At 34.2% G+C, this 22,156-nt stretch carries 16 protein-coding genes; 2 read left to right on the forward strand and 14 right to left on the reverse strand.

All coding sequences use genetic code 11. The features are described 5' to 3' along the window. The first annotated feature begins 300 nt into the window (after positions 1–300). The gene (locus HNP25_RS10200; RefSeq protein ID WP_184133879.1) at positions 301–3,480 is read left to right on the forward strand and encodes a DUF4450 domain-containing protein; all 3,180 of its coding nucleotides are present in this window, start codon (positions 301–303) and stop codon (positions 3,478–3,480) included. Between the two features lie 32 nt (positions 3,481–3,512). Here the strand turns inward: HNP25_RS10200 and HNP25_RS10205 are convergent, their stop codons facing one another. After that, on the reverse strand, positions 3,513–5,048 hold the full coding sequence (locus HNP25_RS10205; protein ID WP_184133881.1) for a glycosyltransferase family 39 protein: 1,536 nt from the start codon (positions 5,046–5,048) through the stop codon (positions 3,513–3,515). A gap of 256 nt (positions 5,049–5,304) precedes the next feature. Here HNP25_RS10205 and HNP25_RS10210 point away from each other — a divergent pair, with 256 nt between their 5' ends. Then, on the forward strand, positions 5,305–7,470 hold the full coding sequence (locus HNP25_RS10210; protein WP_184133883.1) for an FUSC family protein: 2,166 nt from the start codon (positions 5,305–5,307) through the stop codon (positions 7,468–7,470). 431 nt (positions 7,471–7,901) lie between these two features. Here the strand turns inward: HNP25_RS10210 and HNP25_RS10215 are convergent, their stop codons facing one another. The 13 genes from HNP25_RS10215 to HNP25_RS10275 all read right to left on the reverse strand — a co-directional run bounded on the left by HNP25_RS10215 (position 7,902) and on the right by HNP25_RS10275 (position 21,950). Next, positions 7,902–8,558 carry a DUF3137 domain-containing protein gene (locus tag HNP25_RS10215; RefSeq protein WP_184133884.1) on the reverse strand — a complete coding sequence of 219 codons (657 nt, stop codon included), beginning with the start codon at positions 8,556–8,558 and terminating at the stop codon, positions 7,902–7,904. Positions 8,559–8,858: 300 nt separating this feature from the next. After that, positions 8,859–9,863 carry a Gfo/Idh/MocA family protein gene (locus HNP25_RS10220; RefSeq protein WP_184133885.1) on the reverse strand — a complete coding sequence of 335 codons (1,005 nt, stop codon included), beginning with the start codon at positions 9,861–9,863 and terminating at the stop codon, positions 8,859–8,861. Positions 9,864–9,986: 123 nt separating this feature from the next. Next, positions 9,987–11,066: an aminotransferase class V-fold PLP-dependent enzyme gene (locus HNP25_RS10225; RefSeq protein ID WP_184133886.1), complete on the reverse strand. Its 1,080-nt coding sequence runs from the start codon at positions 11,064–11,066 to the stop codon at positions 9,987–9,989. Continuing rightward, positions 11,059–11,712 (reverse strand): DUF4276 family protein, encoded by a 654-nt coding sequence (locus tag HNP25_RS10230; protein ID WP_184133887.1) that lies wholly within the window; start codon positions 11,710–11,712, stop codon positions 11,059–11,061. Before HNP25_RS10230 ends, HNP25_RS10225 begins: the two co-directional genes overlap by 8 nt. Next, positions 11,706–12,806, reverse strand: a complete 1,101-nt coding sequence (locus HNP25_RS10235; RefSeq protein WP_184133888.1) for an AAA family ATPase — start codon at positions 12,804–12,806, stop codon at positions 11,706–11,708. The genes HNP25_RS10230 and HNP25_RS10235 overlap by 7 nt, the downstream gene beginning before the upstream one ends. 67 nt (positions 12,807–12,873) lie before the next feature. Next, positions 12,874–14,787, reverse strand: coding sequence for a phosphoglycerate dehydrogenase (gene serA / locus HNP25_RS10240; RefSeq protein ID WP_184133889.1), 1,914 nt, complete (start codon positions 14,785–14,787; stop codon positions 12,874–12,876). Between the two features lie 49 nt (positions 14,788–14,836). Then, positions 14,837–15,805: a YheT family hydrolase gene (locus HNP25_RS10245; protein WP_184133890.1), complete on the reverse strand. Its 969-nt coding sequence runs from the start codon at positions 15,803–15,805 to the stop codon at positions 14,837–14,839. A gap of 164 nt (positions 15,806–15,969) precedes the next feature. After that, on the reverse strand, positions 15,970–16,356 hold the full coding sequence (locus HNP25_RS10250; protein ID WP_184133891.1) for a hypothetical protein: 387 nt from the start codon (positions 16,354–16,356) through the stop codon (positions 15,970–15,972). Positions 16,357–16,589: 233 nt separating this feature from the next. Beyond that, positions 16,590–17,936, reverse strand: a complete 1,347-nt coding sequence (locus HNP25_RS10255) for a M20/M25/M40 family metallo-hydrolase (RefSeq protein ID WP_184133893.1) — start codon at positions 17,934–17,936, stop codon at positions 16,590–16,592. 181 nt (positions 17,937–18,117) lie between these two features. Continuing rightward, the gene (locus HNP25_RS10260; RefSeq protein ID WP_184133895.1) at positions 18,118–19,233 is read right to left on the reverse strand and encodes a hypothetical protein; all 1,116 of its coding nucleotides are present in this window, start codon (positions 19,231–19,233) and stop codon (positions 18,118–18,120) included. A 166-nt stretch (positions 19,234–19,399) separates the two neighbouring features. Then, the gene (locus HNP25_RS10265; RefSeq protein ID WP_184133897.1) at positions 19,400–20,605 is read right to left on the reverse strand and encodes a PAS domain S-box protein; all 1,206 of its coding nucleotides are present in this window, start codon (positions 20,603–20,605) and stop codon (positions 19,400–19,402) included. 411 nt (positions 20,606–21,016) lie between these two features. Then, positions 21,017–21,472, reverse strand: a complete 456-nt coding sequence (locus HNP25_RS10270; protein ID WP_184133899.1) for a DinB family protein — start codon at positions 21,470–21,472, stop codon at positions 21,017–21,019. Position 21,473: 1 nt separating this feature from the next. After that, positions 21,474–21,950 carry a nuclear transport factor 2 family protein gene (locus HNP25_RS10275; protein WP_184133901.1) on the reverse strand — a complete coding sequence of 159 codons (477 nt, stop codon included), beginning with the start codon at positions 21,948–21,950 and terminating at the stop codon, positions 21,474–21,476. Positions 21,951–22,156: the final 206 nt, after the last annotated feature.

Raw genomic sequence — 22,156 nt, forward strand, 5'->3', positions numbered from 1 at the left:
CACTCATGGCATGACTGACAATAGATTGTTTTACTCAACATCATTTGATAAGTCATGCCATGAGTATATAGGGCTAATTCATTTTGCCAAAGTGCGTGTCTCCACGAACTTCTTTTTGATAAATAATTAAAAATATTACAACAGTCAACAAATAGTCGTCCGTGAAGACACGGACAACGGCTCTGCGATTACAATCAAACGAACATAAAGTCATTCTTCAAATCATTTAATTTTAAGTAAATAGGGTAAAAAAAGGCATTTTTAGCCTTATGTTTACAATACTCTCAAATGAAATGATTTATGAAATATTATCTATTCTCAGCTTACTTTCTCCTATTTTCTATTCAGGTTACTGCCCAGATAAAACCTGTTGTCAAAAACTTACATTATCAACCTTTTCAGGGAAACGGATTTGTTTGTGTTAATCCAAAACAGAAATTCAATCGAGCTTTGTATGGTGGCAATACTGCTTTTAGAGTAGAAGCTGGCGATTTCCCAGAGTTTGCTTTGTACTTGCCCGGCATGGGTGGAAACTGTAAAATCGGTTTATTGAATGGCACAAAAAGTAAATGGCTTTCGGAAGCACAGAAAATCCAAACAGTATATCAAGATGGAGCGATGCACTACAAAATTCAAGATGAATTATTGGGCGATGCTATTTTACTATTGAAAGTAACAGCCGCTTACACGCATGAAGCCATGTTGATTGAATACCATTATGAAGGCAATGAACCCAAGCAAACCCAAATACTAACGCTGTTTGGTGGCATTACGGCAAAGAAGTTTTCAAGAGATGGTGATATTGGTGCTGACCCAGAAAGTAGTTTCTACCTAAAAGCTGAAAATTGTAGCCATAATAAAATCAAGCTCTCAAAAAATACTTTTCAAATCCAATATCAGCCTAAAGATTCCTCACAAGTTGTTTCAGGTCTTTTCCCTAGCAATTATGCTTTAGCAATTACAGATGCTACGGCTCAACAATCGCCTTTGTCTGTCAAAAACTTTGCTGATAAAATCACTAATCCATGCTTGATGAGTATTGGCGATTTACAAAAAGCAGAGCAATTTATCTTGATTCAAAAAGGAAATAGTAGTCATATTGCTTATACAGAAATCCCTTCTTTTAAAAATCAAAATGAAGTATTGCGTCAGAAAATAGTTAATACGATTCAAATTAAAACACCTGATACTTTATTGAATCCGATGGGACAAGCTTTAAGTTTGGCTGCCGATGCCATTTGGGATAATCCAACTTATATGCACGGTGCTGTTGCTTGGCGTATGCGTTTGCCTGCTTGGCGTGGGCCTTATATTGCTGATGTGCTTGGGCAACATGATAGAGCGAAAACGCATTTCACTGCTTATTCAAAATCTCAGGTTGGTGATGAATTTCCTTTAACACATTCTTCTCCCGATACAGTGATGCACTTGGCTCGTCAAATTGAGAAAATTGGGAAAGGTATTTTTACAGAAGGATACATTTGTAGAAATCCGAATGGAGATATTCGTGCGCATCATTATGACATGAATTTGGTTTACATCGACCAACTCTTAAATCACTTCAATTGGACTGGAGACACTACTTATCTCCGTGAAATGTGGCCGACTATTGAAAAACATCTGGCTTGGGAAAAACATAATTTTGATGCTGATAACGATGGACTTTACGATGCTTATTGCTGTATTTGGGCAAGTGATGCTTTGCAATATAGTGGTGGTGGCGTTACGCATTCTACGGCTTATAATTATCGGGCTTTTCGTTCGGCAGCTTTCTTGGCTAAATTACTAGGCAAAAATGCGAAACCTTATGAAGATGAAGCCAACAAGATTTATAAAGCGTTGCAAGAAAAATTATGGTTGGATGAAACTGGTTGTTTTGCTGAATACAAAGATGCTTTGGGTTTACAATTAACGCATCCTTCGGCGGGACTTTGGACAATCTATCACGCCATCGACGCACAAGCGGCTTCGCCAAAGCAACAATATCTGATGACAAAATATGTTGAAAATAATATTCCGCATATTCCTTTCAGCATTCCAGCACTCAAACAAGATTTCTATCAACTCAGCACAACTAATTGGCAACCTTATACTTGGAGTATCAATAATGTAGCTTTGGGCGAAAACTTGCATACTTCTTTAGCTTGTTGGCAGGCAGGTAATAAAAACTTAGCTTACGAAATTTGGCGAAATACACTCATCGAAAGTCTTTATACTTCTGCTTCTCCAGGTGGTTTTGAACAATTATCAAGTTTAGATGCCATCAGAGGTGAATTATATAGAGATTTTGCCGATGGAATCGGTATGGCTGGCAGAAGTTTGGTAGAAGGTTTATTTGGAATCAAACCACAATTATTGGAAAGTAAAATACTTATCCAACCAGGTTTCCCCGATGAATGGGCTTATGCAAATCTTAAAACAAGTGATATTGCGTTTGATTTTAAGAAAAATATAAAGCTGTATGAGTACGAAATAAAAACCTTTTGGCAGAAAAACGCTGAAATCATCCTCAGTATTCCAGCAGAATACACAAAAGTAAAATCGGTTTTGGTGAATGGAAAACCAACAAAATTCACTTGGAAAACTAATGGAAATGATGAACCAATCCTTGAAATCAGTACACAAAAGGGTAAAAGTTTTTTAGTAAAAGTGTTATTTGAAGGCAATAAAATCAATCCCAAAACAAATAATCCAGTAAAAGAAAAAGTTGAAACTGTTCATCAAAAACAACAAATTCTTACTGAAAATCAAGTATTTAAAACCATTAATTTAAGTAGTTCTTTCAATGATAAAGTCACTCGTATTTTTAAAAACAAGTATTTATCGCCACGACCGCAAAGTGCTACTTTACAATTACCGATTCAAGGAATTGGTAATTGGTGTTATCCTTTGACAGATGCGAACATTGATGATGCTGGACTTCGCCAGAAAGCAAAGCAACAAAATGGTCTCATTCATTATCAGCAAATTCCATTTGCTACTCCTACTGATAGCAACCAAACAAATATCGCTTTTGCAAGTAAATGGGATAATTTTCCAGATACTTTGCTGATTCTTCCTAAAGAAAAAGTTCAAGGTAAAAATATGCACCTGTTAATGGCTGGAACAACCAACCCAATGCAAAGCCAAATGGTGAATGGAAAAATTGTGATTCGATATGAAAGTGGCGAACAAACTACTTTTGAATTACATAATCCAAACAATTGGTGGCCAATCGAGCAAGATTATTTTTATGATGGAAAAGCTTTTCAATACGCTCAGTCAGCACGACCAACACGTTTATTATTAAAATCAGGCGAATTCGTGAAAGAATCCGCCAAACATACAAGTATCAAAGGCTTTAGCAATATGGTAATTGATGGCGGTGCTGCCAATGTTTATCAATTCTCCATTCTTCCTAAACCAATCAAATCTATCCAAGTAATTTCACTCTGCAATGATGTAATTATTGGTTTGATGGCGGTTACTGTTCAAGAATAATTGAGCTACAGATTGGAGATAATGAAAATACTTTATCTCCAATCTTTCATTTCTTCCTCAATATCTTCTATCAGAAAATGTTCAATCGGCACTTTTGCTCCTTTTAATAAATAAATACTTGTTTGATATTCTCTGGCAAAAGGATTTTCAACTTTCCCCGTTAAAGCCACTGATTGAAAAAGCGGTCTTTCTTTTTCACGATTTTTATCGTCATCATCCCAATACTGTATCAAAATGATGTTTTTGATTGCTGTTTTACCAAGTGGCGGAAACCAATTGATATAATCAGCATTTACCGTAACAGCATTAATATGTTTAAAAGCTGAATAATAATTGATAGCCCCCGCTTGTCCGTAATTATCACAAAGTACTAAAGTGCTTTCTTTGTCTTCAATACCAGCATAAACGCTATCTACTTTTTGGGCTAACTCTTTCCAACCCAACATATCGGCAAAGTCTTGCGGAATTGTATGGTCTTTTCCATCTTCCCATCTTAACAAATCAAACTTTTTGTATAACTCAGTTCTCTGTTGTATTTCTTTTGGGCTATAATTCGGAAAAGCAATTTTCATCATCGGTAAAAAAAGAACGATTATCAATAAAATCGCTAGGGGACGAAGGTAAATTGTCCAGCCTTCTTTTAAAATACTTTCCAGATAAACCGAACCGAAAGCTAATAAAATCGGATACAAACCAATAGCATAATAGGCTTTTGCTTGTAAATACACGAAAATGAAAAGGGAAAATACAAAAGCCCAAAAGAAGAAACGATACTCCTTAAAAGCTTTATACTTAAAAAATGAAATGAATGAAGCAATTAGCACAAAGAAAGACGATACAAAAAAGAGTATTTGTTCTTTCAGAAAATCTGCTCTTTTTACATTCACTAATTGATACTTTTTGAGTAATGCCATGTGATGAATCACAGGAAAATTGTTTTCGTATTGCCAAATCAGATTCGGAAGTATCAACAAAAACGTTCCAAGAATAGTCAAATACAAATGTGGATTTTTGAAGACTTTTCGCTGTGGACTTATCAGCAATGCTGGCAATATTCCTAGCAATAAAAAGACGATATTGTACTTATTCAAAAAGCCAAAAGCGAAAGTAATTCCTGCTATCCACAACCATTTATTTTGTTGTGTTTTGAAGTATTTTAAGATGCTGAAATACAGGAATGTCCAACAAAGTATATCTAAAGAATTGGGTTGAAAAAGTGTATTAATCCGTAAAATCACAGAAAGCGTAACGGCTGTTGCTCCTAAAATCAAGGCAAAAATTCCTCCATTAAGTGCTTCGATGGCTTTCCAAACGACAATCATCGTTAATACTCCAAAAAGTGCAGGGAAAAACTTCACCCAAAATATACCATTCCCTAACAAGAGAATAATATAAGAAAACCATGAAGTAACAGGCGGAACAGATAAATACCCCCAAGCTAAATGACGAGCTTGGTCGAGATGTAAATATTCATCTCTGTGTAAATCATAACCAGCATCAATTAATGTTGATTGTAAAACAAACTTAAATATAATGAAGCAACAAAGTATCAGTGATTTCTTTAACATAGTCTTTTAGGAAGAGAGGTTATCATTTTTAGAGCAATATATCGAATCTTGTTCATAATGAAAATTGAAGTGGCAATCTTCGTCGTAGAATCTTGAATATTTTATCTATTTTTACAGAAACTGATTGTTAGAGTTTAGAAAGGTTGTATGAAAAATAAAAGAAAAGACTTAATCTGTATTGCTTTTTAAAAGATTAAAATTCTTACTATTCATTCCATCATTCACCACTTGCTAAATCACTCATTAAGTAAAAAACATGACCTCAAAAACACAACAAACGACCAACGAAATCAAGAATTTTGTCTTGAGTTCTTACTTCGGTGATGGGCTCAGGATTACTTTTGGTGCAGTGATTCCAAGTTTAATTTTATCTCAGTTTGGTTTATTACAAACAGGCATTACGGTTTCTTTGGGTGCTTTATGTGCAAGTATTGCCGATACGCCTGGGCCAATTACGCATCGTCGAAATGCGATGTTGGTTACAACCTTAGTGGTTTCGGTTGTTTCTTTGTTAACTGGCTTTGCCAATGCTTCTGTTTATTTTCTTGGCATTTTAATCCTTGTCTTCAGTTTTCTGTTTTCAATGCTTTACGTGTATGGCAACCGTATTGCTTCAATTGGTACAGCAGCTTTATTGGTAATGACTTTAGGAATCGGGGATATTCGCTCTTTTTCTGAAATTTTACTCTATACACTTTATATCATTGGTGGTGGTTTATGGTATTCTGCACTCAGCATTTCTTTGTATAAAATCATGCCTTATCGCTTGGCACAACAGTCTTTGGGCGATTGTGTGATTGAAGTTGCCCATTTCATGCGAATCAAAGCGGGTTTTTATAAAGAAGGAATGGATTACGACGAAAACTATAAAAAACTGCTAGAATGCCAAGTTTTGGTCAATGAAAAACAAAATGCCGTTCGTGATTTACTTTTTAAAAGTAGAGAAATCGTTCGTGAATCAACACAACAAGGACGTTTCTTGGTCATTGTTTTTGTAGATGTAATGGATTTGTTTGAACAAATCATGTCAACTTTTTATAGTTACAAAACTTTACATAAACAATTTGATGAAATAGGCATTTTAAAACAGTTTGAAGTAGTTTTATTGCAATTATCCGACCAACTTGAAGAAGTAGGCTATGCTTTGAAGGCAGATACTAAACCTCAGCTTTCTTTAAGATTACCTCGTGAAATCAGAGATTTAAAACTTGAGATTGAAGCCTTAGAAAGAGGAGATTATGGTAATGAATTTAAAGAAAGTGGCGTACAAGCTTTGAATAACATTGAAGTAAATGTTGAAAATATCTTCAATAGAATCAAGAAGATTAACGGATATTTTAAAGACAGGAAAGCGAGAAAATTGACTAAAAGTCAAACACAATCTGCTTATTTTATCTCTCATGAAGAATATGAATTCAGTTTATTCAGAGAGAATCTTGCTTTAAAATCAGAGATTTTCCGCCATGCCATCAGAGTATCGGTTGTGATGCTAATTGGCTTTATCATAGCTCAATCTTATAATTTCTTGCACAGCAACTGGATTTTGTTGACCATCATGGTGATTATGAAGCCAGCTTTCAGTTTAACCAAAGAAAGAAATTATCACCGTTTGATTGGAACAATTATCGGGGCAATCGTCGGCATGAGTATTCTCTCTTGGGTGGAAGACGGCAAAGCTCTTTTTGCTATTTTATTGATTTGTATGTTGGGAGCTTACAGTTTCCAACGGAAAAATTATGTAGTCAGCGTATTGTTTATGACGCCCTTTATTTTAATACTCTATGATTTTTTAGGAATGGGAAGCAGAGCCATTTTTATTGAAAGAGTATATGATACCATTATCGGCGGAAGCATCGCTTTTGTGGCTAGTCACGTATTTTTACCAAGTTGGGAACATCAAAAACTCAAGACTGTTTTGGTTGAAATGATTGAGGCAAATTTGGCATACTATCACCAAGTTTCTACTTACTATTTCGGACAACAATATGATAAGATTCCCTATAAAATTATCCGAAAAGAAGTATATGTTCGCAGTGCCAATTTAGCTTCGGCATTTCAAAGAATGTTTTCTGAACCCAAAAGTAAACAGCTTAGTATCAAAGAAATCCATAAATTTTCGGTATTAAATCATTTAATGTCTTCTTATGTAGCAACATTGGCATTGTATATAATGGAACACAAAGAAGAAATTCCTGCCATTGAATGGCTAAAAGAAATAGCATCCAACAGCGAAAAGCTTTTGAATGAAGCTATGATGACCTTGATAAAAAATGAGAATACTGCTGGAGTTGAATTGAAAATTCTTCCCCTTAAACATATTTTTAAAGAGGATGACGACGCCATTCTCATCGCCGAACAATTCATCGACCTTCAAAAAGTAGCCTTTGACATCTACAAAATTTCAGAGAAGATTAAGGTTTAGGGAATATCTCCTGTTGACAAAATGCTCTACTCTTTCTTGAATTTGGGTCTTTCATTATTTATTACAAAAAGCCCTTTAACACAATATTTTCAAGGGTGAAAATATATTTTTCTACCTTACAAAATAGTTTTTCAGGGGTGAAAATATTTATTTCTACCCTACAAAATAATTTTTCAAGGGTGAAAATATTTATTTCTACCCTACAAAATATTTTTTCAGGGGTGAAAATATATTTTTCTACCTTACAAAATACTTTTTCAAGGGTTAAAATATTTATTTCTACCCTACAAAATATTTTTTCAGGGGTGAAAATATTTATTTCTACCCTACTAAATAGTTTTTCAGGGGTGAAAATGTTTTTTTCACCCTTACAAATATTTTTTTCAAGGGTGAAAAATAGTAGAAAACAGATTGGTAATCTTCATTTAAACTTACTTAGATTTAATGAAGATAGATTGCTGTTGTAAATCAATTTCAGGGCGAGTTTCATAGGCTGAACCGATTTCGCAAAGTCTATCCATAATCTCGGAAAAGAGTTTAAACATGATTTTTAACTTCTCTAAATCCTTAAGTACACCCACAACTTCTAAATATAACTCATCAACGCCTTCAGGAAAATGTTGTCCAAAATAACCTTCATCGTCTTTAACTTTTACTTGAAATTGAGATAAACTAGACAATGCCAGAAAATCATTTTTGATGTCTTCATCCTTGAACAAAGTCTTTATTTTCTCAGGATTCTTACTTTTTAACACAAAAGTATCGTCAAAGATTTTATCTTCTATTTCAATATCTTCCATACCAAAGTACTTCCCGATTGTTGCAAAAAAACCTTCTTTGAAAATCTCAAACCTAAAATCATCTTTGTTTACATAAGCACAACGCATTCTGGTATAGGGTATCGTGCTTTTGCCTGTAGAACGATGAAAGACATCCAGTACGATTGTCCAATTTTTATGTTCCAGTACTACTTTAGAATCATCTACCAGAAAACTCTTTTTCAAGATAAATTGTGCATTGATTTCTTGCTCTAATTGTACCCAGATTTCTTCCTTACTTGGGCCGAAAATATTTCTTAATAATCCCATTTTATGTTGTATTTGGTGGAAATGAAACATGAATTATTCCAAATTTTCTCTTAAAGTAGTAAGCTATTAGACAATTTCAAAGATTTTGTAGTCATTATTGTCTTGTCCTTACTTTTCTTTTCTTGATAAAAGAAAAGTAACAAAAGAAAATCAAGAATTCCTAAACTCGCTTCGCTCAAACAGTAGGAATTCATTGTCCATCAATCATAAAAAAGCGGTCGAAATTAGTTTTCCGACCGCTTTTATTTGACATTAAAATTTGAAATGTCACCTGACGTATAAATATGATAAAACGAAGTGTTAAGCTTCTTGAGGATATTTTAGTCCAATCTGACTTCTGATTTCGCACATCAATTCCATCAATTCTAAACTAAATTGTAAAGGAAGTCTATCGTTTTCAATTCTTCCTTCTGTTAAACAACGTTGTACATCAATGGCTTCATAACTGTATCCATAACCATTTCTTTCTGTTTGAAATACCTGAGGCTCTTCGCCAGCTAATTTCAAAGTAAAGCTAAAGGTTTCATGGAAACGACCAGAAATAGCAATCTTTCCTTTAGTACCGTAAATAATACAAGTAGTTTCTGTTTCAGCCGCTAAAGTTGAGTATAAAGAAGCTGTAGCACCGCTCGGGAAAGCTAAAGCTACTGCACAATTCATATCAACACCCGTTGGTGCAAAAGTAGCTACAGCTTTTACTTCAGAAGGTTTACCCAATAATAATTTACTGATAAACAAAGGATAGATGCCAATATCATACAAAGAACCACCCGTAAGTGCTGGATTGAAAAGACGTGCGTTTTCATCATATTGTGCCAAGAAACCGAAATCAGCCGCAATGTGCTTGATTTCACCAATTGTTCCTGCTTTGATAATTGCTTCAACTTGATTGATAGCAGGATGAAATCTTGTCCAGATAGCTTCCATCAAGAAAAGATTTTTCTCTTGAGATTTCGCAATCATCTCTTGAACCATTTGTGTATTGATGGCAAAAGCTTTTTCACACAAAACGGGCACTCCTGCTTCCAAACACATCAAAGTATTTTCATGATGTTGTGCATGGGGTGTGGCGATATAAACTACATCAATTAAGCCACTTTGTATCATTTCTTCATAACTTCCGAAAGCATGAGTAGCCTTATATTTTTCAGCAAAATCTTTTGCTTTGGCTAAATCACGAGAAGCCACAGCATGCAAAGTAGCATTAGGCACATAAATGTTTAAATCATCTGCAAATTTCTCGGCTATTTTCCCACAACCGATAATTCCCCAACGAAAAGTATAATTCTGAGCAACTGAATCCATTGAATAATAGTATTAAAAGGTTTGATTAATAACGATGTTGATTAGAAAGGTATTTGTTGTTTAACTAACAAAAAATAAAGTCTTTGAATGATTAAAATTCAAAGACTTTAAGGCAATAACTCTTTATTTTTTCATGACTTCAATCAAGGCTTCTACTTGCTCAACATTCACTGCGGCGAAATTAGCAATGCGTAGTTGAGAAGCTTTAAAGTCGCCATAACCTGAGCCTATGACTAAATTAGCATCTGCTTGTACTTGTTTGATAATATCTGCTGCCGACCTTCCAACTACATTTACTACCACAACGGTCTGCGAACGATGTTCTGGATTTTTTACAAAAATCTCTAAAAAGTCTGATTTTTCAGCAAAGCTGTATAATAGTTTTGCTTTTCTTTCTGTCTCTTTTCTAATCGTTTCGATACCGATTTTATTCATGTCTTCGGCTACTTTACCTAACACATAAATCGCCATTACGTTTGGTGTTTCAGGCGTTTCAAATTTCTCAAAATTTTTGAATAAAGAAGGCAAACTATGATAAGTACCGATTTGATTTTCGTGCGTTTTCATGCGGTTTGACTTTTCCAACATCGCAGGATTGGCAATCCAACAGCCTAAACCTGCTGGCATTCCAAACGATTTTTGTACGGAAAAGAAAGCAGTATCAATGGTATTGAAATCTAAATCTGGATACGGAGCAGAAGAAACCATGTCAACCGCCACAAATTTATCTTTATTGGCACGTTTCAATTTATGAATTTCAGCAGGACGCATCTGTACACCCGACGACGTTTCGTTGGCAGTAGTACAAATCAATTCTGAATACTCTGGAACAGTAATTTCGGCATAATCAAAACCTTCACCAAAAGGTTTTTCGTATTGATGAGCATACTTGTTGAGTTCTTTCGAGAAATCGTAAAATTTCTTAGAAAAAGAACCATTGACCAAGTGAAAGCTTTCGTGTTCGACTGTATTTTGAATAATACGTTCCCAAATTTCAGTAGCAGAACCTGTAAAGAAAATACCATTTGATTCGGGAATGTCCATCAAAATACGCAATTGCTCAACTGTATGTTGATAAATACTACGAAACTGAGCAGAACGGTGCGAGATTGAGCCTAATTGAAGCTCAAAAGCATCTCTATAATGTTGTTCTACTGTAGGAAATAATTCGGCCGGGCCGGGGGTGAAGTATGTTTTACGCATGTATGGTTAAATCTTTAATCTTGTTCAGTAAATTATTGACATCAGCAAATTGCCTTCTTAACTCATTAATATCAAGTTGCTCTATCAAAAGATAAGAGTTTTTCAATTTTCCGTATTTGACTTTCTTTATCTTTCCTCCTTTTTCATATTGAAAAAATTCCTGTAAGAGTGAATTCAGTACTTTATCTGGACTTTCAATACTCTCAGGTTTTACGTTTTGAATCAACGAAAACTCAGCCATCGGACTTTGAATGATTCTTTCGTATTGTTGAAAAGTACACTCAATAGCCTCTGGTTGAGAAAGTATCCATCCTTCCATCGCTTGAATCATAAAAAATACAGATTCCCTATACTCATCCAATTCATATTGTTTGATTAGAGTATCTCTTTGGCTTTCATCTCCATCTAAATCCAAAAGAGCTAAAGTATTTGAGCTTACTCTTTTTTCAGATTTGATTGCTTTTAAAACACTGGTATAAGAAGCCTTGGTATCAATTTCAATACTTATATTATCAGTATTGTCTAAACCAGCAGATAATAATTGATGAAAACTCTCACGAAGTTTTTCACTATTATCAAAAGTATCGGCACTGGCATTACTATTAGGATGAACGCCACCTTCTAATAAAATGCTTACTTCTACCATCGTTTTCCTCCAATTTGACCTCTTAGCCACATTTGTCCAGCTAAAAACTCTCCTTCCCAATCTGGAAAATCTTCTTCTGAAACCTTTTTTACAATCGTCTCATTCGCTTCATTCTTCTCAAAAATCATTAAATCTTCTAATTCAAAATCATTTAATAACAAAGGCGAATGTGTAGCAATAATCATTTGTGTACCGTTTTGAGCAGCATACTTAATGCCTCTTGAAATACCATAAATCATATCAGGGTGTAAACCCATTTCTGGTTCATCAAGACAAACTACGCTTCCTCTTTTAGGATTATAAAAAATAGAAAGTAATAATAAGTATCGTAACGTTCCATCAGAAATATGTTCAATGGTGATGGATCTATCTAAATTTTTCTCTTTTAACGAAAGTAAGCTTTTTCCCGCAACTGGTGTAGTAAAAACGAGTTCTCTGAAATTTGGGTTTATATTTTTAAACTCTTCTACAAGTTTATCAAAAGCTTTAACAGAATTCCCATTCAAATAACTCAATAAAGCTGTCAGATTTTTGCCGTCACTTAAAAGATTCTCTTCTGAATAGTAAGGTGATAATTGACGAATGGGGCTTTCAAAGGATGTATCGAAATAGTCATGAACAGTAAGCTTATGTACAATAGCAAGAATGCACATGAAAATATCATACTCTTTATTATTAGACCATTTATCACCATCCTCTCGCTTCATTAAAATATATTCATTTTCGAGGATACTCTCTTGAACTTTATATCCTCGAACTTGTCTTTGAATATCTATCTTATAAAAAATATCACTATCGACATTTCTTATAACTGCATTCCTATTTATCGACTCTTGGGAAAAAACATAGGCTATATTTATCTCACTTGTATCAGCGTTAATAAAATTTGCTACTCCATCAAATGCTCCCCATCTCTGCGAAAATAGTTTTTCAAAATCTCCTTCAATACTTGCCTTCAACAAACGTATCGCCTTGATGAAATTTGATTTCCCTGTTCCGTTGATTCCTACAAGAACATTGGTATCAGCATTCAACTCGATGGTTTGTTCAGTGCCAAAGCTAAAGAAATTTTGAATCGTTATTTTCTTAATCATGCTTTATTGATGGGTATAAATAATTTGTGCCACTTACGTGGCACAAATATAAGCTGTTTTCAGAATCTTAATACAACATTCTAAACTTAATCGTATTATCAATCCCTTTTAATTCTTGGATGATTTCGTCGGCGTATTCTTTTGAAATATCTGTAATTACATAACCAATTTCGGTAGTTGTTTTCAAATATTGTCCTTGAATATTGACGTTGTATTTGGCAAAAATGTTATTGATTTTCGCCAAAATTCCCGGTACGTTTTGGTGAATATGCAATAAACGGTGTGCGTTTTCTAAAGCTGGCAATTGCAATTCTGGGAAGTTTACAGAGCCATAAGTACTACCGTTGTTCATAAACTGCAATAATTTGCTTGGCACAAATTCACCGATGTTTGCCTGAGCTTCTTCTGTTGAACCTCCAACGTGTGGTGTAAGAATTACTCTTGGCAAACCACGCAATTCGTTGATAAACTCTTCGTCGTTTGTTTTTGGTTCGTAAGGGAAAACGTCCACGGCTGCACCCCACACTTTGCCAGATTTCAAGGCATTTACTAAAGCTGGAATTTCCACTACATGTCCACGAGAAAGGTTAATGAAAATTACATTGTCTTTCATCATTTCAAATTCCTTCTCACCGATAATGTTCGCATTGGTTTTGCGACCATCCACGTGCATTGAAATAAAATCTGAAATATTTAAAAGCTCTTCTAAAGTCTTACATTTTTTAGCATTTCCTAACGCTAATTTATCAACCGCATCATAGAAATACACTTGCATACCCATCGCTTCGGCAATTACCGAAAGCTGAGTACCGATACTTCCATAACCTACCAAACCTAATTTTTTACCTCTGATTTCGTAAGAATTTTTAGCTGATTTATCCCAAATACCTTCGTGCATTTTGTTTGATTTCGTCAACAAATCACGAGTAAGAATAATCATTTCGCCAATCGCCATTTCAACGACTGAACGTGTATTTGAATATGGAGCATTGAAAACGGCGATACCACGACGCTCGCATTCATCCAAATTAATTTGGTTAGTTCCAATACAAAAAGCTCCCACCGTCATCAAACGACTAGCATTTGGATGCTCTAATACTCTTTTAGTTAAGTTTGTTTTAGAACGTAAACCTAAAATTGAAACGCCTTTGATTTTCTCGATTAATTCATCTTCATCCAAAGCACCTTTCAATAATTCTACTTGAAAACCTTCCATTTTAAAAGCCTCCACAGCTTTAGGGTGAACATTTTCTAATAAAAGTACTTTAATTTTAGATTTTGGATAAGACTGCGAACGAGTCAAGCCATTGATGTATAAAAATTCATCGAAAGAAGCCACTACTTCGTCGGCTTTGTCGGTTACTTTTTGGCGTTCTACATTTTCAGTAAAAGCGAAAAATTTAGATGCTAAACCAGCTTCACGCATTTCGTAGTCGGTGTAACCATCGCCAATGGCATAAACTTCGCCGTCAAATTTCAAGTCTTCCAACAACTTTACTTTACCTTTATCTTGCGATAAAAGATTGTTGGTATCATAACCCGTAATATTTCCTTCAGCATCGTAAGTAAAAGTATTGGCAAAAACATTTTCTGCTAAAATACCCATTCCAGTAGCCACTGGCACGATAAAATCTTTGAATCCAGAAGAAACGATATAAATATTGGCAGCGTTTTCACGAATAAATGTTTCGTTTCTAAGGAATGAATTGGAGATTTTTCCTTTCAAGAATTCAATCAAAGTAGCTACATGGTCGCTATTAGCAGGTAAAAGAGCTACTCTTGCTTTCAAGGATTCTGCAAAACCGATTTCGCCAGCCATGCCTTTATCAGTAATGGCTTTAATTTCACCTACAATTTTATCATGGTCTTTATGACCAGTCAAAGCAATTGCAGCTAATTCATCTAATCCTTCCACTTTTGTGAAGGTACTGTCAAAATCAATGACGTAATTTATTTTTTGTTCGACTGTTTTGGTACTCATATTGTCCTTAACTACCGATTTGAGGTAGTTTATCTTGATTGTTTTAAATCTAATTATTACTTATCCACGCTAAAGCTCTTTTTTCAGACCATAATATTCCTTGATAATTATCTTGGTAAAATCCACAGTGTCCACCGTTTTCAGGGGCTTGGAAAAATACGTTGTCTAAAGCATTTACTTTTTCAAAAGGGAAACATGCCTTTGATAAAAAAGGGTCATTCAGAGCATTAATAATTAACGTTGGAATCTGGATTTTGTCCAAGAAGTATAAGGAACTATTACGTTCGTAATAGTCTTCTGCATCTTGGAAACCATGTAGTTGTGAAGTGTAACAATCATCGAAATCCTTTAACGTTTTGATTTTCGAGATGTTTGAAGTTTGTATTTGCTCTGGAAAAAGTTTTGCTTTTGCCAAAATTTTCTTTTTCAAGGAATCATTGAATCGTTTGGTATAAAGCCACCCGATTGTCTGACTACTGCTTGAGAGGTGCAAAGGTACAGAAAATGTAACTGCTTTCTTGATTTTTGAAGACAGATTTTCTGATTGTTCGCCCAAATATTTCAACGTTAGGTTTCCACCTAAGCTAAAACCTACTAAATAAATCTCTTGATAATCTTTTAAAATAGCGTGTTTTATTACCCAGTCGAGGTCATCGGTAGCACCAGAATGATAAAATCTTGTAGTTCTATTCAATTCTCCAGAACAACTTCTAAAATTCCAAGCCAAACAATCAAAACCATGCTGAGTAAAAAGTTGAACCATTCCAGTAATGTATTGTCGAGTAGAATCGCCTTCTAAACCATGTGATAAAACGACAAGCTTTTTATTATTTTCAGAAAACTGAGTATTTGCTTTTGCCCAATCTAAATCCAAAAAATCGTTGTCGGGAGTCGTAATTCTTTCACGCAGATATTTTACAGTTTTAATTTTACGAAAAACTGATGGAAAGATGGTTTGGAGGTGACCATTCGGTAGCCAAAAAGGAGCTTGATAATCAGCGTGTTTTACAATTGGCATAAATTTCAAATTTATCCTTTGAAATTACATTGAATCTTTGAAAGGTTCTATCATTATATCAAAAATCAATATTACTTCTTAGAAAAGTTAAAAAACAATTAAATCATTCATTATTGTGATTGGGAAATAAAGTAAGTATTTATAGATTTAGATTTTTTGTACTACTAACTTTTTTTCACTTTCAATTCATTATAACCACGTTTGTCGCTTACATTGTTTTTTTCAGAATGCTCTGCACTTCGTTTTTGAATTTCTTCTGAACTAAGCTCTTCTTCTTCATTTGAAACTGGTTGCTGAATGACTGTTGGCTTTTGTGTTTGTGGATTAATTTCATCTGGATTACCCAAAGGGTTTTGATTACCCGTCTCTATTGTTTCAGTTCTAGGAATAGCTTCTGGTGGAGCATATCTTTGAGAAGACTCTGCTTGGCGAAGGGCTTCACCAAGTGGACCATCCCAAGTTTTTTCTTCTTTCTTTACAATTACTTTGTTGGGTTGCTCTCCTCCGTTCTTTTCAAGTTTAGTAAGCGTTTTTTCTTTTTTGCTTTTCATTTCCGTAAATAATTTAAAAGGTTAAATATTAATGGATAGTACCAAAAAACTATTCTATGAAAAGCTTAATTAATGATCAGTATAAAATGACCGAATTTGAGGTGAGATTAAATTTTTAGGAAGAGAATTGCCCAATTTCAACCAAACCAACCTTAAAATGAGTATTTGTTAAAACACAAAAGGCTATCTTACCTCTTGATAAAATAGCCTTATTTGTACTCGGTGGTTTCTAATTACATTCCGACTTTTGGAAGTACCGGCAAACTTTCGTTACCATCTTCCCCAACTGCCTGAACGGCAAAGAAGTAATTATCTTTTGAATAAGGTAAATTAATGCCATTTTTGGTTGTGAATATTTTCTTTTGCCAGAAAGGCTGATATGTTTCACGAATCAATACATAATAACCTTTTACTTTTCCAGATTTTGGTGCTTGCCAGAAAAGCGTTGTTGAATTTGTCAAATTTTTAGTGTCAACCGTCAAGTTCTGAACTGTTGCAGGTGCTTTCGCTAAATTTGAAAGTGTTGCTAAGTTCATGGCTGTATTTTTTCTCAAGTATTCAAAATCCATAAATTCTGGAAAATCTCCGTATTGAATTCCTTTTTCTGTACGTAAATCTTGATGCTGATGTTCGAAGTTTTCGTTCATTTCGGTTACTCTTACCGCTGCAAAACCACGATTAACGAATGGAGTGTGGTCACCTCCACGCAAAAATCTATCATTGCGATACACCATTACTACTTCTAAATTATCAACATAACGTTCGCCAACTTCTTTGGCATATCGAGCCAACTGACGAGCCTTTCCGTCATTCTCCTGTCCTAAGTTTCGGATACTTCCTGCTTTTTTATCTAATTCAAAAGCGGGTAAACCTTCACTGAAAATTCTGACACGAGTATTATCTATAATTCGAGTATCGTGGCTATTATTTGAGCCAACAATATCATTATTCATGATGGCTTCTATATTCCACTTTTCGTCTAAAGCTTTTTGTGCTAAATAATCAGCCCCTAAAAGCCCTTGTTCTTCACCACTTACCACCAAGAAAATAATAGTCGCAGAAAATTTTGCTTTAGCCATTACTCTTGCTAATTCAATCACAGTCGCAGTTCCAGAACCGTCGTCGTTTGCACCTGGTGCATCCGATTCTCTATTCATCACATTTGAAACTCGGCTATCAATATGTCCAGACACTAAAAAAAATCTATCATCATTTGGGTCTGTTCCTTTCAAAATTCCCATGACGTTGCCCATGTCTTGGTCTTTATCCACACGTTTTCCATCTGGTTTCAATACCCAAGAATCTATTTTGGCAGTCATTCTGCCTTCAGATTGCTTGGCAAATTCCTGAAAACGACTCAAAACCCAATTTCTAGCCGCACCAATTCCTCTTTTTTTGTCGGTAGCTGTACTTAGAGTATGACGTGTACCAAAACTCACTAATTTATTAATGTGTGATTTCAAACTATCAGCATTTACTTCTGAAACCAATTGTTCGATAACTGGATCACGCTGAATGATTTTCTGAGCAGATACTTGAAAACCAATGAGTATAAATAAAATAAAGGTAGTTTTTTTCATTTCGATGAAAATTTGATTTTAAGTATTTGATGAAATTTCAATTTACAAATTATGCACGATAAAAATCTACTCCTAGAAAGAGTTTTCGCTAAGAGGAATAATCTTTGGCTCAAAGTTGATAGGTTAAGCTCATAAAAAAAGCCTCCGCTTAGGGCGAAGGCTTCTGAAATTATAAATTTTATTAATATTTGTAAAGCGTTTTAATCTTGAACAAATGTGCATTACTGGTATAAGTTTTAAAACTTTTTTCAAATTCTGTCGGATACCCATTGGCATCGTATTTATACTCGAACTTGTAAGGAACATTCGAAGGAATACTTCCAGAAAATACTTTATCTAGTTTGATATTATTGTTTTTTGAAAGGTTTGTCAAGAACAAACTGTATAAGTTCATTTGTGCATAAGGATTGATATTTGAATCATACTCATACTTTCCGCTTTCTGCACCTGATGACCCCGTTGCGACATCTTCAACAATGTTTCCATTTTTGTATTTGATAGTATAGTTCATCTTGTTACCATTATCGAAAGTATATTCAGCCATGATATTTTCTACATTATTTGTTATTGCATACTTAAAAGTAGCGTTAACGGTTTGTCCATTTTTGGTTTCTTGGATAGCAGCCACTTTTCCATTTGAATTATAAGTAAGTGTTGAAGTACCAAAAGATTTGTTTTCGGCATCAGAGTAATCTACTTTTTTCAACAACCCTGCTTCATAACTATAAACCATTTTGAAAGAAAACTTCAAGACATCCGTCGAGGTTTCTGCCTGAAAATAGTCTATTTGTTTCACCAAACCATTTTCGTTGTACTGATAATTTACTTTTGAATAAGGTCTTGATACACCGCCAGCTTCCATAAAGCTTTCTTCGGAATTTAATTGTTTTTGGTTACTTTTTCCTCCAAAACTAATTACATCACCTTCTTTGATTTGCTCTTTTGTAAAGGTTAGTTGTTGAGTAATTCCCCATTTCTGAAATTTAAACTGGAATTTCTGATGTGTTTTCACCAAATACACTTTGTTATTTGCTGTACTAATACTTATTTCTTTTTGGTGAACAACATTGTTTTTGTCCCAAGAAGTAAGTGTGATATTAGTTGAAGCACTGTCGTAAACTATTGTTCCGACTTCCATTTTCACATTGACGATTACTCCAAAAACACTATCGGAAGGTACGTTGGTATTGATACTGTCGTCAGGATTTTCAAGCTCTTCTAACTCATTATTTTGACAGGAACTAAAAACGAGGGCAAATGCGAACATTGCCATTAGTACTAATGAATACTTTTTCATGATAGATTTTGAAAGATTAAGAGGATAAACTTTTAAGGTAATCCATTGTTAAAAAACATCACTTAAAAAATAAAGTGAATTCAACAATAGACGGCAAACTTGATTGAAAAGTTGTAAATGTGTAGAATTATTTTTTTGTTTTTCCTTGAATCTTAATTTTACAAATCTATTTGTTGTAAACATAATAGGCTTCACGGACAATCTCTTTGACAACTTTATCGAGTTTTTGAGCCTCCTCGCCTAGTTGTTCTATAAAAGCATTACGTTCCTCTTCGGTGATTTGATAATCTTTGTCTAATATAATTTTGGTAAATCCTAAAATATTTGAAAGCGGATTTCTTACCAAGTGTGATTGTTCCCAAGCAATTCTCTTCAAAAGTGCTACTTGTTCATTGCTTTTGAGCTCAGCTTTTTTTACTTCATCAATACTTGTGGCGTTGAAAGTAACACCTATGATTTTTGAATGTGAATCATAAACAGGGAAAAAGCGAATTTTGAACCAAACTGATTGTCCATTAGCAATTACTTCAGTTTCTTTAACAGTGATTTTTCCATTGAGGGCTTCATTGAAAAAAGCATAAAATGCCTCTTTTGTACTCGATGCGATGAAAGGTCTGAAATCATCCCCAACTGTAAGCTGTTTGTTATGATATTTCAAAACATCTTCTTGCGCTGATTTATTAAAATTAACAATCTTTAGGTCTGGACTTATAAAAATATTAGAATCTGTAGAACTATCTAGGATGGCCAACAATTTACTTTCAGAGCTTTCTAGTTCATCAATTGTTTTAAGGAGTTCTTTTTCGATGGGTTGAAAAACGTAGATTACTTCGGCTGCAATGATAAAAACCGAAAGAATAGCTAAAAGTATTTCCATCATTATGACGAATTGCTGGTCTTTATCTTGCTCCTCTTCAAGTATTTTTATAACCTGATTCATTTTGACAAGAAAACTAGCTTGGTTTTCGCTGATTGCTTGAATCCTTTTTAAATCAATTTTAAAGTTTGGTTTCAGATAATGTTTAATCAATGCAACATTTCTGTTACTTGTAAGTAGTCCCAATCTTGCATCCAAGTTTTGAACAGCATTCACTCCTAAAGATTTATCGCCATTCAATAATGAAAAATGTATAGTTTGCCAATCTTTAAAAGTTTTCTCAAGGTCTTTTTGGCTTAGTTCTTGATTTAATAATTTTATGAATTCAAGATTTAACTGTTGGCTTAGTACAATCTGCTGAACAGATAAATGAATATTTTTTGTACTTTCATGCTTTTTGTTTAACCAAAATTGAATAAATAGTTGATTAATTGTCAATACCAAAACGGCTAACAACACACCTACAACATATTTATTTTTAAGTTTGTACTTCATAAATTAATGATAAATCCTATTGTGTGTTTGGTTTATTTGCTGAATTTTTATTCATAATTTCATCAAATAAATAGCGAAAAATACAAAATTTGATAGCAAAGTTCTACAATCAACCTCTTTTTTCAACTATAAATAATACTTAATGTTACAATATCACTAAAAAACAGCACATAACTTATAGGCACGATTCTATTTCTTTAAAAAAATTATTAAACGGTAATTCATCTGAAACATTACTGATTGAGATTCAATATTTAGTTTGTAAACTGGAGAAAAAATTAACACAAGAAAAGGTTATCTGAAGATAAAATAGCCAAGCAAATTCGCTTTGAGTGAGGAAGAAACACATCTTACAAAGTCATTATGGCATCCATTGAACTCATGCCAGCAGTATTCAGCATTCCAAACTCCTCACTCCAAACTCAAAAAGTGGTGGTCGAGATGACGAGTATAATCTTTGGCTACGAATTCAAGCGTTACCAAATCTTGTCCCAACATGGGCGTAGTTTCGTTGCCCCAATTAGTAATGGTTTCGTAATTTTCTTTGGGTAAATTCAACAATACTCTACAAAAATGTTTATTCAACAGTACCCACATTTGAATTAAATCTTTTGTATCATAATGTTGATAATCAGCCGCTTTTACCCATTCGTTTTGTCGGTAAATGATATGAGCATTTTCTTCATATTGTCCAACGACCATTCTGCGGATATTACTTTGAGCGGAGTCAATCAAATGTCCTAATACTTCTTTTTTAGACCATTTTTCTGGACTTGCTTTTAATGCTAAATCAGCTTCCGAATGTGCTGAAAAGTATTTTTCAACAGTATCAATTCTAAGTCTTAATTGTTCAACTACTTCTTCCATTTTATTGATATTCAGGATGTTTGGCAATAAATTTTTTAAGGTTCCCCATCGCTCTTTCTCTTACTTGTTTTTTCAAAAAGGGAGTCCAACCCAAGAGTTTCCCAATCATTCCTAAGGATTGCGACGACCAGCGGTAAAAGCTAAATTTATCACGATGCGTCATAATTTTTCCATCTTTAAAAGTAAAAGTTGCGTCGATGATATTATGTACTTTATTGCCCGATTGCGAGAAAGTGTACCAAGCTTCCCAATGAGCTTTGCCAGTATTTTCATCCGCTTCTACTCCCGAAAATTCTACAATCGTACTTGCTCCTACTCCACAAAGCATTCGCCACATGGCAGGAATTTCCTTCCCTTTCAAATCAAAGGCTTCGTCTTTAAAAGTCGCTTCGGGATGATAACAATCTCCCATCGTTTTGAAGTCTTTTACCTTAAAAGCTTCATAAAAAGTAAGGATTAATTTTTCGTTTGTGTTCATTTTTTTAGCCTTGAGCTGTGAGCCTTGAGCAATGAGTTTTTTAGTATTGAGCTATGAGCCTTGAGCTATGAGATTTAGTTTTTTAAATAAAAAGAAAAACTCAAGGCTAACAGCTCATATCTTGCAAAAGATTTTTATTTGCTTAAAAAAGTACAATTTTGTATTTACTTCAAAATGGGATAAAAAAGTAATCTGTCATATCGCTA

It is taken from the genome of Arcicella rosea, from assembly GCF_014204325.1.
Classification (GTDB): domain Bacteria; phylum Bacteroidota; class Bacteroidia; order Cytophagales; family Spirosomataceae; genus Arcicella; species Arcicella rosea_A.